Annotated in this window: 9 protein-coding genes; 3 read left to right on the top strand and 6 right to left on the bottom strand. The window is 73.8% G+C overall.

Annotated elements, in window-relative coordinates; translation table 11 throughout:
• Positions 1 to 58 precede the first annotated feature (58 nt).
• Positions 59 to 1072 (bottom strand): DNA polymerase Y family protein, encoded by a 1014-nt coding sequence (locus AC067U_RS24885; protein WP_478831969.1) that lies wholly within the window; start codon positions 1070 to 1072, stop codon positions 59 to 61.
• A gap of 188 nt (positions 1073 to 1260) precedes the next feature.
• A complete protein-coding gene (locus AC067U_RS24880; RefSeq protein WP_478831968.1) occupies positions 1261 to 4737 on the bottom strand; it encodes a DNA polymerase III subunit alpha in 3477 nt (1158 codons plus the stop codon).
• Between the two features lie 184 nt (positions 4738 to 4921).
• Between AC067U_RS24880 and AC067U_RS24875 the strand changes: the two genes are divergently transcribed.
• Positions 4922 to 5986, top strand: coding sequence for a DUF3533 domain-containing protein (locus tag AC067U_RS24875; protein WP_478831967.1), 1065 nt, complete (start codon positions 4922 to 4924; stop codon positions 5984 to 5986).
• 151 nt (positions 5987 to 6137) lie between these two features.
• Here the strand turns inward: AC067U_RS24875 and AC067U_RS24870 are convergent, their stop codons facing one another.
• Positions 6138 to 7790 (bottom strand): amidohydrolase, encoded by a 1653-nt coding sequence (locus tag AC067U_RS24870; RefSeq protein WP_478831966.1) that lies wholly within the window; start codon positions 7788 to 7790, stop codon positions 6138 to 6140.
• Between the two features lie 41 nt (positions 7791 to 7831).
• Positions 7832 to 9208 (bottom strand): purine-cytosine permease family protein, encoded by a 1377-nt coding sequence (locus tag AC067U_RS24865; RefSeq protein ID WP_478831965.1) that lies wholly within the window; start codon positions 9206 to 9208, stop codon positions 7832 to 7834.
• Positions 9209 to 9340: 132 nt separating this feature from the next.
• Between AC067U_RS24865 and AC067U_RS24860 the strand changes: the two genes are divergently transcribed.
• On the top strand, positions 9341 to 9943 hold the full coding sequence (locus tag AC067U_RS24860) for a TetR/AcrR family transcriptional regulator (RefSeq protein ID WP_478831964.1): 603 nt from the start codon (positions 9341 to 9343) through the stop codon (positions 9941 to 9943).
• A gap of 217 nt (positions 9944 to 10160) precedes the next feature.
• Complete coding sequence (locus AC067U_RS24855; protein ID WP_478831963.1) at positions 10161 to 11060, top strand: alpha/beta fold hydrolase; 900 nt, start codon at positions 10161 to 10163, stop codon at positions 11058 to 11060.
• A gap of 26 nt (positions 11061 to 11086) precedes the next feature.
• On the opposite strand, the gene fxsT is transcribed toward AC067U_RS24855, so the two are convergent.
• Entirely contained in the window at positions 11087 to 15055 is a 3969-nt protein-coding gene (gene fxsT / locus AC067U_RS24850; RefSeq protein WP_478831962.1) for an FxSxx-COOH system tetratricopeptide repeat protein, read from the bottom strand.
• Positions 15039 to 16409 (bottom strand): TIR-like protein FxsC, encoded by a 1371-nt coding sequence (locus AC067U_RS24845; protein WP_478832156.1) that lies wholly within the window; start codon positions 16407 to 16409, stop codon positions 15039 to 15041. Before AC067U_RS24845 ends, fxsT begins: the two co-directional genes overlap by 17 nt.
• Between the last annotated feature and the right edge of the window lie 27 nt (positions 16410 to 16436).

The following is a 16436-nucleotide window of genomic DNA, read 5'->3' as shown; positions in this document are numbered from 1 at the left end:
GCGCTGACCCCGAGTGCTCCTGGCCGCTGCCGGCCGGGAGCGCTCGCGCGTTTCCGGGCTATGCGGCCAGGGTGCCGCGGGTCACGGCGGCCGGCCCGAACCGTGCCCGGAGCCGGTCCGCCACCGCCTCGATCCGGCGGGCCTTGTCGTCCTCCGGGTCCAGGCTCAGTTGGTGCGCGGCCCGTTCCGCCGGTACGAGCCCCTCGGCGCGCACGGCCAGGGCGCGCACCCGGGCCCGCTGCAGGCCCAGCGCGGCATGGATGCCGTACGCGGTGGCGGTCAGCGCGGCGGAGTGCGCGGTGGGCTCGCGCAGCACCCGGTCCCGGGTGAGGCTCGTACGGTCGGCGCAGCGCACGGTCAGTGACAGGGACCGGCAGACCTGCCCCTGGGCGCGCAGCCGTACGCCGATCTCCTCGGTGAGCGAGAGCAGGGCCCGGCGCTGCTCGGCAGGGTCCAGCTCGTCCCGGCCGAAGGCGCGCTCGGCGCCCAGCGAGCGCTCGGCGGCGCCGGGCACGACCGGGGTGCGGTCGATCCCGTGGGCCCGCTCGTACGCCTCGCGGCCGGCCCGGATGCCGAGGATGCGCTGGAGGGTGGCGAGCGGGACGGCGGCGATCCGGCCGACCGAGTCCAGCCCGTACGAGGTCAGGGTGCGGGCGGCCTTCGGGCCGATCCCGTCCAGCGCGACGGCGGGTCTGGGCGCGAGGAACTCCCGTACGGCGGTGGGCTCGTCCGGCACCACCAGGGTCCGGCCGGGGGCGGCCTCGCGGGCGGCCATCCGGGCCAGCAGGGGGTTCCCGGCGGCACCGATCACGCAGTCCACTCCGTACAGGGCGAGTGCCCGGACCCGGATCAGGGCGGCCAGCCCGGCCGCGTCCCGACCGAAGTAGCGGAGGGCTCCGCGGACGTCGGCGAGCGCGCCGTCGGGCGGGAGCGCCTGGACGACCGGGGTCACCTCCCCGACCATGCCGAGCAGCCCGCTGTACGCCGCCGCGTCGAGCGGGCCGCCGTCCAGCGGCCGGAACCGCAGGCACAGCACGGTGGCTCCGCCGGCTGCGGGAAGAGTGTCCCCCACGCCGCCCTCCCCCTCGCTCCGCTGGGGGGACCCCCATCCCGAAACCGGGGGCGAGCCCCCGGCCCCCGCCTCCGTCCGGGGCGGATCGGTCGTCACGGGCCCGCGGCGCCGTTGGGGCCGGTCGCGCAGTTTCCCGCGCCCCTGACGGGGCTCGCTTTCGGCCCGAGTCGCCCGCAGGGCATGCCCGGTCATCCCGCGCTCCCCGGGCTGGAATGCCACAGCTTGCGCGGGGTCTGCGCGCCCTCGCCGGCCGGCTGGAGGTCCGCCCAGGGATTCATGCGGTAGCCGGTGGGCAGCTCGATGCGGCGGCCGGAATCAGCCGGCCCGGAGGCGGCCGGCTCGGCGGCCAGCCGGGCCGCCACCGCGTCCAGCCCGCCCGACGCGCGCAGTTCCGCCAGCTCCGCGAGGTTCCACGCGGCCGCGCCGACCACGCTCAGGCTCTGCGGGCCCCGGCGCTGCACGACCCCGCGGACCAGCAGCAGGAAGGAGTGGAACACGGTGTGCGCGCACGCCTCGTGGCTGTCGTCGAAGAAGGCCAGGTCGACCAGGCCGGTCCCGTCGTCCAGGGTGGTGAAGATGACCCGGCGGCCGGACCGGATCGGCGGGGTCTGGGTGGCCGCCTTGGCGCCCGCGACCAGCACGGTCCGGCCGTGCTCGGTGTCCCGCAGCGACCGCGCCGGGACCACGCCCAGTTCGGCGAGGAAGGCGTGGTGGTCCGCCATCAGGTGGCGGGACGCGTCCATGCCGAGCACGCCGAGCTCGGCGCTGAGCCGTTCGGCCTCGTTGAGATCAGGCAGGCCGATCCGTGCGGTGGAACGGCCTCCATCCAGCGGAAGTTGACGGACTTTCATGCCGGTTCCGCCCCCCGAAGCCCGCCCGGCGCCGTGCAGTTCGGACAGGTGCAGCAGCAGGTCCCGGCGGTTGGCCCCGAACGCATCCAACGCGCCGACCTGGGCAAGTCGTTCGGCCACCGGACGACCCGGGTGGGCGCGGTCCCAGAAGTCGCGCAGGGAGGCGTACGGCTGCCCGGCCTCGATCCGCTCCGCCTCCGCGCCGCTGATCCCGTGCACGTCGGCCAGGGCGAGCCGGAGCCCCCACACGGGGGGTGCGCCGGCAGATCCGTCGGACACCAGTTCGATACGGTGGGCGACCGCGGACCGGTTCACGTCCAGCGGGAGCACCGGGATCCCGCGCCGCCGCGCGTCCGCCAGCAGCAGCCGCTTCGGGTACATGCCCGGGTCGTGGGTCAGCAGCCCGGCGTAGAAGGCCGCCGGGTGGTGCGCCTTGAGCCAGGCCGACTGGTAGGTGGGCACGGCGAAGGCCACCGCGTGCGCCTTGCAGAAGCCGTAGCTGCCGAACGCCTCGACGATCTCCCAGGTACGGGTGACCACCTCGGGCGCGTAGCCCCGCTCCGCCGCCCGGCCCGCGAACCAGGCCTTGATCCGGCCCTGCGACTCGGGGTCGGAGAGCCCGCGCCGGACCCGGTCGGCCTCGTCCCGTCCGCAGCCGGTCATCACGTTCACGATCTCGATGACCTGCTCGTGGAAGACCACCACCCCATAGGTCTCGCGCAGCGCCGCCGCCAGGTCCTCGTGCGGGTAGCGGGCGGGCGCCCGCCCGTGCCGGGCCTCGATGAACGGCCGGACCATGTCGGCGGCCACCGGTCCCGGCCGGAACAGGGAGATGTCCACGACCAGGTCGTGGAAGGTGGCCGGCTGGAGCCGGCCGACCAGGTCGCGCTGGCCCGGCGACTCGATCTGGAAGCAGCCCAGCGTCTCGGCCGAGCGGATCAGCCGGTACGTGGCCGGGTCGCCCGGCGGCACCTGCGCCGGGTCGTCCAGGTCCAGCCGCTGCCCCGTGGCCCGCCGGATCTCGTCCACGGCGTGCGCCATCGCCGACTGCATCCGCACGCCCAGCACGTCCAGCTTCAGCAGCCCGAGGTCCTCCACGTCGTCCTTGTCGAACTGGGACATCGGGAAGCCCTCGCCGCTGGTGGGCACCACCGGGGTGCGGGCGAGCAGCGAGGCGTCGGAGAGCAGCACCCCGCACGGGTGCATGGCGACCCCGCGCGGCAGCGCGTCCAGCGCCTCCACCAGCTCCCACAGCCGGCCGAACCCGTGCCTCTCCTGTTCGGCCCGTACGTCGCGAAGCTCCGGGAGCTCCTCCAGCGCGGCACGGGCGTCGCGGGCCCGGATGTGCGGGAAGGCCTTGGCGAGCCGGTCGATGACGGCCGGGTCCATGGACAGGGCGGCGCCGACGTCCCGGATGGCGTGCCGCACGCGGTAGGTCTCGGGCATGGCGACGGTGGCGACGCGTTCCGCGCCGAACCGGCCGATGATCTCCCGGTAGACCTCCAGCCGGCGGGCGGACTCCACGTCGATGTCGATGTCGGGCAGCACCGGGCGCCGCTTGGACAGGAACCGCTCCATCAGCAGGCCGTGCTCGACCGGGTCGGCCGAGGCGATCCCGAGCAGGTGGTTGACCAGGGAGCCGGCACCGGATCCGCGGGCCGCCACTCGGATCCCCATCTTCCGTACGTCGTCCACGACTTGAGCGACCGTCAGGAAGTAGGTCGCGTATCCGTGGTGGGCGATGATGTCGAGCTCGTCGCGCATCCGGTCCCAGTACTCCCGGCGGCCGGCGTAGCCGCGCAGCACCATGCCGGCGCCGGCGCGGGACTCCAGGACCCGCTGGGCGGTGCGGTGGGCGGCGCCGACCAGCCAGGGTTCGGGGAAGTGCACCGAGCCCATGCCGAGGTCGTCCTCGGGGTCGACCGCGCACGCCCCGGCGGTGCGCCGGGTGTCCTCCAGCAGGCGGCGCGCGTCGGCGGGCCGCAGACCCGCGGCGCGGGCGATCAGGTCGGCGGAGGCGGCCATCGCCGCGGGCTCCTTGAGCCAGCGCTCGCCGCTGTCGAGCGGTTTGCGGGGGTCGATGGGCACCAGCCGGCGGGCGGCGTCGAGCACGTCGGCGACCGGGCCCTGGCCCGGGTCGGCGTACCGGACGGCGTTGGTCAGGACGGCGGTGACGCCCTGCTCGGCGGCGAAGCCGACGGTACGGGCGGCCAGCCGCAGCGAGCCGGGGCCGGTACCGGCCCGGCCGTGGTGCACGGCCTCCAGCCGCAGCGCGTCCCCGTAGACCTCCCGCCAGGGCGCGAGCAGCCGGGCGGCCCGGTCGGGACGTCCGGCGGCCAGCGCCCGCCCCACCTCCGAGCCGGGGCCGAGCAGTACGAACACTCCCGTGCCGCCGCGCAGCTCCGGCCACTCCAGCCGGGGCGCGTCCGCCGCGCGGGCGTGGGCCGCGGTGACCAGCCGGCACAGCTCGGCCCAGCCGGCGGCGCCGTCACGGGCGAGGAAGACGGCCCGGGGGGCGGATTCGTCGAGGAAGGCGCCGCCCTTGACGGGGGTGCGCCGGCGCTGGGTGGCGGAGTCGGTCCCGGCCGCGCTGCCGTGCTCCCGTACGGCGAGGTCCACACCGAACAGGGGCCGGACGCCGGCCTTCGCGCACGCCTTGGCGAACCTCACCGCGCCCGCGAGGGTGTCGCGGTCGGTGAGCGCGAGGGCGTCCATGCCCCGCTCGGCGGCACGCTCCGCCAGCCGTTCCGGGTGGGAGGCTCCGTAGCGCATGGAGAACCCGGAAACGGTGTGCAGATGCGTAAAACCAGGCATCCGCGCCTCCTGCTTCCCTCGGTACACCCATGGCCGACCTCCCCCGTCTCCACCATAAACCAATTCGAATGCCCGTACGAAACGTTTGTTCGACCATCCGGGTGGCCCAGGGACGGGGTGCCGGGTGTCACCCGTTCGCCCCTCCCCTGCTGCGCCCCTCCCCCGCCCCGCCCAGCGTGAGGACATGAGCTTCCTCGCCGAGATCAAGGACGCGGTGACCGTACGCGCCGCACTGCTGGTGATCGGGGTGCTGGCGCTCCAGCTCGCCTTCATCACCTCGTACATCGGCGCCTTCCACCAGCCGAAGCCGAACGAGATCCCGATCGCCGTGGCCTCGCCCGCGGCACGGGTCACCGACCGGTCGGTGGAGCAGCTCGCCGCCCTGCCCGGCGACCCCCTCGACCCCCACGCGGTCGCCGACGAGGCGGCCGCCCTGGCCCAGGTCAGGAACCGGGACGCGGACGGCGCGCTGATCATCGACCCGGCCGCCCGCACCGACCGGCTGCTGGTCGCGAGCGGTGCCGGCGCCTCGCTGTCCCAGGCCCTGGAACAGGTCATCGGCGCGGCCGAGAAGGCCCAGGGGCGCACGGTCCGGGTCGTCGACGTGGCCCCCGTCGCCCGCGGCGACGCCCGCGGGCTGTCCGCGTTCTACCTGGTGGTGGGCTGGTGCGTGGGCGGCTACCTGTGTGCCGCGATCCTCGCGATCAGCGCGGGGGCCCGGCCCGCGAACTCCGCCCGCGCGGTCATCCGGCTCGGCGCGCTGCTCGCGTACGCGGTCGTGGCCGGGCTGCTCGGCGCGTTGATCGCGGGGCCGGTGCTGGACGCGCTGCCCGGCAACCTCTGGGCCCTGTGGGGCCTGGGCGCCCTGGTCGTCTTCGCCGTCGGCGCGCTCACGCTGGCGCTGCAGGGGCTGGCCGGAGTGGTCGGGATCGGTCTGGCCATCCTGCTCGTGGTGGTCCTCGGCAACCCGAGTGCGGGCGGCGCCTACCCCTACCCCCTCCTCCCGCCCTTCTGGCGGGCCATCGGGCCGGCGCTGCCACCGGGCGCGGGCACGTACGCCGCGCGCTCCATCGCCTACTTCCGGGGGAACGGGGCCGGCGGACCGATGCTCGTGCTGGCGGGCTGGGCGCTCCTCGGCTCGGCCGTCACGATGGCGTGCGCGATCTCCCGCCACGGCCGCGGCGGCGCCCCGGTGGGCAGCGGCCTCCCCGCCCCGCCCGAGCGAGGCCCGGTGGCCCGGCTCCCCTGACCGACTCCGTCCCGGCCCCGTCCCGGAGCTCCGCCCCGGCTCCCGTGCGGGGCTGCGGCTGCGCCCCGCCGGGGGCGCGGGGAACTGCGCGAGCCGGCCCCCACCGGCCCGCAGGCCCGGTACGAACGGGACCGCCCCGCCCCGCGGGGCACTACGCCGCGCGGTGGACCACTTCGCCGCCGACCACGACCGTCTCCGCCACCGTCCCCGGGATCCGGTCCGCGGGGACGGCGAAGATGTCGCGGGACAGCACGACGAAGTCGGCGAGCTTGCCCACCGTCAGCGATCCCCGCTCCCCCTCCAGGAAGTTCGCGTACGCGGACCCCATCGTGTAGCCGTACACCGCCGCGGCCACGTCCACGGTCTCCTCCGGCCGCCAGGCCGGCCCCTCGCCGGACAGCGGCCGCCGGGTGACCGCCGTGTAGATGCCGACCATCGGGTCCATCTCGGCCACGTTCCAGTCACTGGAGAACGCCAGCACGGCCCCGGCCCGGGAAAGGCTCCGCATCGGCCACGCCTTGTGCCAGCGCCCCTCCCCCACGTTCTCCGCCCAGTCCTGCCCCGGCCCGGCGATCTCCGGCGCGCAGTGCCTCGGCTGCATGCACGCCACCACCCCGAGCTCGGCGAACCGCGGCACGTCCGCCGGGTCCAGGCACTCCACGTGCACCACCTGGTGGCGCGCGTCCCGCGGCCCGTTCACCTCCCGCGCGTGCTCCACCGCGTCGAGCACCGTCCGGATGCCCCGGTCGCCGGTCGCGTGGACGAAGCACTGGAAGCCCCGGGCGTCCAGCTTGGCGAGCAGCCCGGCGAACTCCTCCGGCGGGTAGAAGGTCTCGCCGCGGTGCTGCCCGCAGCCCCGCGCGTACGGCTCCAGCAGCGCCGCCGTACGCGGCTCCACCACGTCGTCGATGTACAGCTTGAGCGGCCCCACGCGCAGCCGGTCGTCGTCGAACCGCCGCGCCGCGTCCGCGAACTCGTCCAGGTCGGCATCGCTCGTGCCGCGCGGGTGGAACAGCGCCGCCACGATCCGGGAGCGCAGCCGCCCTTCCTCCCGGGCCCGCTCGAACAGCTCCAGGTCGTCCAGGGAGTTCTGCGGTTCGACCACGGTGGTGATGCCGTAACCGATGGCGTCGTCGAGGGACTTGGCGAGCCGGCCGTACTGCCGGTCCGGCGAGGCCCACGGCACCCCGAGCTCGCGCAGCGCCCGGTGGCCCTCCCGGGACAGGCCCTTGACCGCGAAGTCCTTGACGAATCCCGTGGGTTCGCCCGTCTCCGGGTCGGTCTCGGCCGTGCCGAACGGCAGGTCCGTACGGTCACGGCCGACGCCCAGCCGGCGCAGCGCGGCCGTGTTCAGCCAGGCCGTGTGCACGTCGTACGAGAGCACGATCGCGGGGGTGTCCCCGGTGACCGGGTCCAGGTCCGCGGCGCGCGGCATCCGGCCGCCGGGCAGCGCGGAGTAGTCGAAGGCCTCGGCCTCGATCCACTCGGCGCCGGGGTTGCGGGCGTGCCAGGCGCGGATCCGGGCGTGGATCTCGGTGAGGCTGCGGGCCCCGGCCAGCTGCACGCAGGCGTCGTCGGAGCCGAGCCGGACGTGGTTGTGCGCGTCGACGAAGCCGGGCAGGACCAGCCGGCCGCCCGCGTCGATCCGCTCGGTGTCCGGGCCGGCCCAGTGCCCGGCCTCGCTGTCCGGGCCGAGCCAGACGATGCGGCCGTCGCGCACCGCGAGGGCCTCGGCCTCGGGCAGTTCGGGGTCGACGGTGTGGATCCGGGCGCCGGTGAGCAGCAGGTCGGCGGGGATGTGCATGGTGGTGCTCCTGTGAGGGGTGGTGGGGGCCGCGGAAGGGCTCAGGCGGGGACGGCCGTGCGGTCGGGCGCCCTGCGGAACAGCGCCCAGTACGTGAGGCCCGAGACGACCGAGCCGAGCAGGGTGAGGTCCGCTCCGCCGAGCGGGGCCACCAGCGGGCCGGTCCACAGCTCGGAGTCGCAGGTCAGCGCGGCGAAGACGATGCCGGCGAGGAGGGCGGCCATACCGGCCGGGTGGTAGCCCGCGCGGTACCAGTAGCCGCCGTCCGGCCCGGCGGCGTGCAGGGCCTCGCCGTCGTAGCGGCAGCGCCGCAGCAGCATGTCGGCGAGGAACACCCCGCCCCAGGGCGCGAACACGATGATCAGCAGGGAGAGGAAGGAGGTGAGGGCGGTGGTGAAATCGGTGAGGAAGAGGGCGGCGAGCGAGCCGAGGCCGGTGATGGCGGCGCTGACCACGATGGCCTTCGCCCGGCTCCACGGGATGCCGAGGACCTGGAGGTTCAGGCTGGAGGAGTAGAGCGTGATGATCGAGTTGGTGACGGAGCCGCCCAGCACGAGGGCCAGGAAGACCGGCTGGAACCAGCCCGGCAGCAGGTTCTCGGTGCCCGCGACGGCGTCGGTCATGTCGGTCTGCGTGGCGGCGGCCACCCCCGCGATGCCCAGGGCCACGGAGGAGACGAAGCCGCCCAGCGCGCCGTACCAGGTGATCGACCGCAGCGAGGTGGTGCGCGGCAGGTACCGGGTGTAGTCGGCGGGCATCGGCAGGTACGAGAAGGGGGCCGCGAGCATGATCACGAAGGCCAGGCTCCAGCCCGAGGCCCCGGGCACCACGGCGGCGGGCGCGGAGGTGTCGGCGCCGGGCAGCAGGAAGGCGAGCAGGGCGCCGAAGCCGACGGCCAGCACGTACGCCATCCACCGCTCGGCGAACTGGACGGTGGCGTGGCCCCACAGCGCGATGACGAAGGTCAGCGCGAGGGTGACGAGGAGGGCGACGGCGCGGGCCGGGGTGCCGTGCAGCAGGCCGAGCTCGCCGAGGGCCACCTCCAGCGCGAGGGTTCCCACCACGGTGTTGAGGATGGTGTAGCCGATGCCGACCACCCAGTTGAGGACTCCGGCGGGCAGGTTGCCGCGGACCCCGAAGGCGGCCCGGGAGATCACCAGCGTGGCGGTGCCGGTGCGGATGCCTGAGAGCCCGGCGGCACTGATCGCGAAGAAGGTGAGCCCACTGGCCACGACCACGGCGGTGGCCTGCCAGAAGGTGAGCCCGAAGGCCACGGCGAGGGCGCCGTTGATCACGTAGGTGAAGGTGAGGTTGGAGCCGAACCAGAGCCAGAACAGGTCCCTGGCGCTGCCGTGCCGCTCCCCGTCCGGGATCGGGTCGATGCCGTGCGTTTCGACCCTGAACACCTCGTCGCTCATGCGCTCACCCCAGACTGATCTTGAATGCCGTTCTAAGTTCTTGAATGGCATTCAAGATGAGGGGTGGGTCACCCGGCCGTCAAGACCCTGTCCGGGATAAGGTCGGGCGAGCAGAGACGGAGGGCGGGAGCGGTGGCAGGAGCGGCACGGCGGAGCGACGGGCGGATCGCCCAGGAGCGGATGCTGGAAGAGGCCATGACGGCGATCGCCGAGGACGGGCTCGCGGCGCTGACCATGTCCGCGCTCGCCGAGCGCCTCGGCACCAGCGGCGGCCACATCCTCTACTACTTCGGCAGCAAGGACCGGCTGCTGCTGGAGGCACTGCGCTGGAGCGAGGCCCGGCTCACCCAGGAGCGGGCCGGCCTGCTGTCCCGCCGGGTGACCGCCCCGCGCAAACTGGCGCTGTTCACCGAGATGTACCTGCCGTCCGGCCCCCGCGACCCGCGCTGGATGCTGTGGATCGAGCTGTGGGCCCGCACGGCCTCCAACGCCGCGCTGCGCGCCGCCCAGGAGGAGATCGACCTCGGCTGGCAGCGGGACCTGGAGGGGCTGCTGGCCAAGGGAGTGGACCAGGGCCGGTTCGCGCCCATGGACGTGCGGGAACGGGCCTCGGAGCTGCTCGCCCTGCTGGACGGGCTGAGCACCCGGGTGGTGCTGGCACAGCGCGGCGCCGACCGGCAGAACGCGCTGGCCCAGGCCGCCTCGGCAGCGGCCCGGCTGATCGAACACCTCTGAGACAGCACACACCCTCCGGGGTGTCCGACACCTGGAAACCGCCCTGGGGCGGCGGGCCTTCCCGGCACCCCGGCGCCCCCGCCGGAACTGGAACCAGCCCTGCCGAAAAGGGCCTTGACGGGTTTCCGCGAAATGCGCCCTACCGCGCTCCCCACCCGGCGAGCACAATCTTCGTGACGTCGTCACGTCGTGACGTCCACCGTGGAGGAGGGAGCGCGTGCGCCACCGGGTACGCACGGCCGACGGGCGGCAACTCATGGTGGAACGGTTCGGGGACCCGCGCGGAAAGCCGGTGTTCCTGCTCCACGGCATGCCGGGCAGCCGGCTCGGCCCCGCACCCCGCGGCATGGTCCTCTACCAGCGCGGGATGCAGCTCATCGCCTACGACCGGCCCGGCTACGGCGGCTCCGACCGCCACCCGGGCCGGACCGTCACCGACGTCGCCGCCGAGGTGGCGGCCATCGCCGACGCCCTGGCCCTGGAACACTTCGCGGTCGCCGGCCGCTCCGGCGGCGCCCCGGGCGCCCTCGCCTGCGCCGCCCTGCTGCCCGACCGGGTCACCCGGGCCGCCGTGCTCGTGGCCCTGGCCCCCCGGGACGCGGACGACCTGGACTGGTTCGAGGGCATGGGCCCCTCCAACGTGCGCGAGTACACCACCGCGACCGCGGACCCCGAAGAGCTGGCCGCCCGGCTGATCCCGCGCGCCGACGGCATCCGCCGCGACCCCGGACGGCTGCTGGAGGAACTCCGCCTGGAGCTCACCGACAACGACCGGATGATCGTCTCGGACATCGGACTGCGCGACATGCTGCTGCGCAACTACCGTGAGGGCCTGCGGGACTCCGCGTACGGCTGGATCGACGACGTCCTCGCCTTCTCCCGGCCCTGGGGCTTCGACCCGGCCGACATCCGCTGCCCGGTGCTCATCTGGCACGGCGAGCAGGACGCCTTCTCCCCCGTGGGGCACTCCCGCTGGCTGGCGCAGCGGATCCCGGGCGCCACCGCCGCCTTCGACCCCGAGGGCGCGCACTTCGCCGCGTTCCGCGCGCTCCCCGAGATCCTGACCTGGCTGCTGCGGGGGCTTCCCGTACCCCCGCAGCGCCGGCTCCCGGCCTGACCGGGCGCGCCGACCGCGCCCGGCCACTACACCGCCAGCGGCTCCAGGTCGCGGTGCACCCGCCGTCCGTCCCGGGCGTACCGGGAGAGGTTGTGCTCCTCTCCCAGCAGCCGGGTCAGCTCCTGCACCGACTCCGCGCGGAGCCTGGCGGCCTCCTCCTTGCGGCCCAGCGAGTCCAGGCTGACCGCCATGTTGGAGGCGCTCGCCAGGGTCTCCGGGTGGTGCGCGCCCAGGGCCTCGCGGAGCCGGAGCACGGCGATCCGCTCCAGTTCCAGCGCGCCCTCCGAGTCGCCCAGGTCGGCCCGCGCGTTCGCCAGGTTCAGGTGCGCGAACACGGTGTGCGGGTGGTTGTCCCCCAGCACGTCCCGCATCGCCCGGATCGTCTGCCGCAGCAGCGGCTCCGCCGTCTCCGCCGCGCCCGTGCCCCAGTGGAACACCGCCAGGTTGTTGACCGCGGCCAGGGTGTACGGGTGCCGCTCCCCGGGCACCTTCATGTACTCGTCGACGACCTCCTGCGCCACGTCCCGCGCCCTGCCCGGGTCCCCGGTCGCGAACAGGTCCGCGGCCAGGTTCAGGTCGCAGGCCAGCAGGTCCGGGTTGACCGAGGTGTACTTCTCCCGGTAGCGGGCCCGGGTGGCCGTGGTCAGCCGCAGCGCGTCCTCCAGCTGCCCGGCCCGGCGCAGCGACACCGCCAGGTTCTTCGCCGCCGACAGGGTGCCGGGGAAGGCCCGGCCCAGCGTCGACTTGTAGATCTCGTACGCCCGGCTGAGCAGCTGCACCGAGTCCTCGTACCGGCCGACCTCGCGCAGGTCCCGCGCCAGGTTCTGGGCCGAGGAGAGGGTGTACGGGTGCTCCGGCCCGAGCACCTCGGTGCGCAGGTCGTACACCTCCTGGTCGATCTCCCGGGCCCGTGAGTACTGGCCGACCAGCCGCAGGTTCAGCGCCAGGTTGTTCGCGGCGGCCAGGGTCCGCGGGTGCGCCTCGTGGAAGATCTGGCTGAAGCCGTCGTGCGCGACCGTGGCCAGTTCCATCGCCTTGCCGTACTGGCCCAGCGCGGCCAGCGTGTTCGCGAGCCCGCTCATGGTCATGTAGGTGTGCGGGTGCGAGGGGCCGAGCACCGCCTTCTGCCGCTCCAGGGTGACCTCGTCGAGCTCCTTGGACTCCACGAACCGGCCGCGCGAGCGCAGGATGTTGGACAGGTGGAAGCGCAGGTACAGGTACTGCAGGTCGTCGTTGCCCAGCTGCTCCCGCCACGCCTCGCGCAGCTCCTCGCCGAGCTGGTACGCGGCCTTCAGGTCGCCGCGCTTCCACAGGTAGCGCACCCGGTCGATCAGCAGCCGGCGGGTCTCCGGCTCCTGGCAGAGCCGGGCCTCCGAGGGCAGCAGGTGCGGCCAGATGGTGTTGAACCGGGGCCAGGTCGAGGGGTTGTCGATGGGCTCGTCATCGTCCGGCCGGGCGCCCGCGAGGACGCGGTGCACCACGTGCCGGGCCTCCAGCTGCTCCTCCTCGGTCAGCTGCGCCCGGATCACGGCCTGCACCAGCCGGTGCACCTGGATGCTGTTGCTGACCTGATCGACCTTGGCCAGGGCGAACCGGCCGATCTCCCGGATCACCCGGCCCAGCACCAGCTTCTCCTGCAGGGAGGCGTCGTAGGGCTTGAGCGCCTCGATCATCTCCTTGCTGTAGAGCAGGTTCGCGGAGATCGGCTCGGGCGCGAAGAAGGCGCAGAGCTGGAGCAGCCGGACGGCGGCCGGCGAGCGGGACTGGAGCCGTTCTATGGACACGTTCCAGGTGGCGGCGACGGGCTCCGGATAGCCGGCCGGCTGGTTGAGCGCCAGCACCCGGGCCGCCTGCTGGGCCAGCTGCTCCAGGTAGGCGGAGACGGGTGTGGCGGTCTCGGCGATCCAGGCGCCCGCCTGCTCCACGGCGAGCGGCAGGTCACCGACCGCGACGGCGACCTGCTCGGCGTCCTCCTTGCTCAGTCCCGGGGCCCGGCGCTGGAGGTGCTCGATGGACTCCTCGCGGAGGAACACGTCGACCGGGAGCGCGTCGCCGTACTGCGACCAGCTCTGGTTGCGGGAGGTGACCAGGACGTGGCCGGGCCCGCCGGGCGGGAAGTACCGCTTGAGGGCCTCGGGGTCGTCGGCGTTGTCGAAGACCAGCAGCCACCGTGAGGTGGGCACTCCGCGCCGCAGCAGGTCGATGGCCTCCTGGGAGGCGGCTGCCATGTCCTCGCCGGTCTGCGCGCCGAGCCGGACGGCGAGTTCGGCGAGGCCTGCGACCACGTCGTCGGTCTGCTCGGAGGAGATCCACCAGACCAGGTCGTAGTCGGCCATGAAACGGTGCACGTACTCCAGCGCGACCTGGGTCTTGCCGACGCCGCCGAGCCCGAACAGGGTCTGCGGCTGCGGCAGCACCACGGCCACGCCGCCGCCGAGCTGGTCGCGCATCCGTTCCAGGACCATGGACCGGCCGGTGAAGCCGGGGTTCCGGGGCGGGGCGTTCCAGATCTTCGGGACGGTGCCGGGGAACCGCGGCCCGGGCCCGGAGCCGCCGGCGCTGCCGTCGATCAGCGCGAGGGGCCGTTCGACGGCCCGTAACAGGGCGGCGGTGGCGTGCACCTCGTCCAGCCGGAAGAGGTCCACCGGGTTGCGGTCGATGTAGGGCGCGGAGAGGCGTACGTCGCCCACCCGGAGCGCGACCAGCTGGCGGCGGCCGCCGGTGGGGTCCTCGGCGGCGGCCCGTTCCCACACGCCGACGGCGCGCGCGGACTTCAGGTAGGCGCTGGACAGCAGGAAGACGGTGCGTGCGGCGGTGTCGGCGCTGAACCCGGCTCCGCCCAGAGTGTCGCCGGGTGCCGTGTTCGCGGGGCGTTCGGCCGAGACGTCGCGGGGCACCACCCGGAACCCGGCGCGGGTGAGCACGGACTCGATCCAGTCGGCCCACATGCGGTTCTCGGCGACGTAGGAGAGGAACAGGTCGGCGGGCAGGGCGGGGCGGCGGCGGGTGAAGGCGTCGCGGATGCGGAGCCGGACCTCCTCGCCGATGACCGGCATGGCGGTGATCGCGCCCTCGGTGACCACGGCGGTGAGCCGTTCGAAGGCGGAGAGCAGGGAGTTGGTGAGCCCGGCCTCGTCGCCGAAGGTGGCGAGGGTCTCCTCGTAGGCGTAGTAGGGCCGGTAGGGGATCTCCACGGCGCCCCAGTAGGCGGTGGCCTCGTCGCCGGCCAGGCCGGTGGGGAAGCGGTCGAACTTGAGCCGGGCCAGGGCGCGGCCGGCGTCGGCCTTCTCCTTCTCGCCCTCGTCGATGCGCATGGGGACCGGGTAGATCCTGATGCCGCGGTCGCCGAACCGCTCGTCGATCTGCCGGGCGACGGAGGCGGCGCCGTCGATGGACTGGTCGGAGAGGGTGAAGCAGTCGACCAGGACGTCGGGGAGGTGGACGGTGCAGATGTCGGCGATGTCGGAGAGCCCGGTCCGGCTGTCGATGAGGACGTAGTCGTAGTTCCGCTTCATGTCCTCCCGGAGGGCGTCGAAGAACAGGCCGCCGCCGAGCCGGTCGTAGAAGTTGTCCCAGTCGAAGGTGGACACGGTGGCGGAGTACTCGCGGTTCTGCCGGCCGGCCGAGACGAAGTCGAGGGTGCCCCCGTCGGGGAACTCCCAGCCGAGGGTCTCGGGGGTGAGGGAGACGGCGTGCGGCTGGATCCGCGCGTAGTCCTTGTGCCAGTCGTCCGGGCGGGGGTCGGGCCGGGTGGCGGCCCAGGCGTACTCGCTGATCAGGTCGATGACGCCGGTGGTGGCGCCCAGGGTGGAGGGGTCCAGGAAGGGGTGGAAGAAGCGGTGCAGGCCGGGCGCCTCCAGGTCCCAGTCGACGGCGAGGACCCGTTTGCCGTTGGCGGCGAGGATCCAGGCGGTGTTGGCGAGCGCCATGGTGCGGCCGGTACCGCCCTTGTACGAGTAGAAGGTGACGATCCGTCCGTCACGACTGGCTGTCATCCGTGTCCCCCCGGTCGGTGTCAGTGGGTGCGTCGGTGTCGGGCGGGAACGGGGCGCGCGGCGCCGGCCGCGCGGGCGGCCCGTTCGTTCCCATCGGACCGTGCAGCCGGGGCCGTTCGGTATGGGCCCCGCCGGCCGGCGGATACACCTGGGCGTGTCTGAGGTACTGCTGGGCGGCGGCCTCGACCACCTGCGGCAGGATCTGGCCGAGGGTTTCGAGGTTGGCGACGCCGTTGGCGGCGGCCCGGCAGGCGATCCGGGCACGGCTCATGGTGACCGGCATGGTCTCCTCCAGCTGCCGGACCAGTTCGGCCTCCTGGGCGCGGCTCTGGTGGTCGTAGCGGTTCCACGGGACGACCACGCTGACCCAGGGCCGGGGGTCCTGGTCGAAGGCGGCCAGCCGCTGCCGCCGGTGCTCGTCGGCGAGCGCCCAGCGGTCGACGATGAGGATCTCGGGGCGGACCGGCGGCTGTTTGCTGTCGAAGTGTCCGGCCTCGTCGTCGAAGGAGGCCATGGTGGTGCGGTAGTTGAGGTTGCGGACCAGGTCCTCGGCGACGTAGGCGACGGGCCGTTGCGCGACCGGGTGGTACGGGTTCCAGTCCAGGGCGCTCTCCCCGTAGTACTCGGGGCTGCGGCCCTGCGGCAGCTCGTGGCGGGAGCCCGCGGCCACCGTGACCTGCAGGGACTTGGCGGATCCGCCGGGGGTGCCGAAGGCGCTGGGCACCACCCGGTAGTCCAGTGGCCGGCTGACGTCGAGGCGGACGGATTCGGCGACGCGCACGATGCGCTTGGCGAGTTCGTACACGGCCCGCTCGTACTGCTCGGCGTAGCCGCGGAGTTTGATCAGGCCGTAGAGCCCGTCGGTGACGTAACGGTCGCCGAAGGTGTTGTGGTTGAACTGCAACCGCTCCGCGGGGCCGGGCAGTTGGGAGGGCGGTACGGGTACCCAGAGGGCGGGCACGATGGCTTCGGCGGGTTCGTTGTTGACCGCTCCGTGCCGGATGGCCCGCTGGGCGAAGGCGAACCACTCCTTGCCGCACATCTGGCTGGCGAAGTAACGCGGCGAGAAGAGGGGCACGAACACCCGGCAGGTGGCGAGGGCCGCACCGAGGCGTTCGGACCAGCCCTCGCCGCTGCGTATCTCCCGGTCCATGAATCCGGCGTCCGATCCGGCCGGGAGGTCGGTCAGTGCCATCACATGGCTGGAGAGATCACGGAAGAGCCGTTCCACCCACATGTCGGGATCGGGCCCCCCGGCCCCGAATCTCGGCGTGTGCGCATAGCTGAGAAAAAAGTACGGCTGCACTGATGCGGGCACCTGACCCCCGTCCCGAAGATGCGAGCGAAGAAACATCATTCCGGAGCTGCTTCACCACATCCC

The sequence above is a fragment of the Streptomyces sp. NPDC043853 genome (assembly GCF_056436025.1).
Note: the sequence above shows the minus strand (reverse complement) of the source record. Positions and strands in the feature narration are given on the sequence as shown.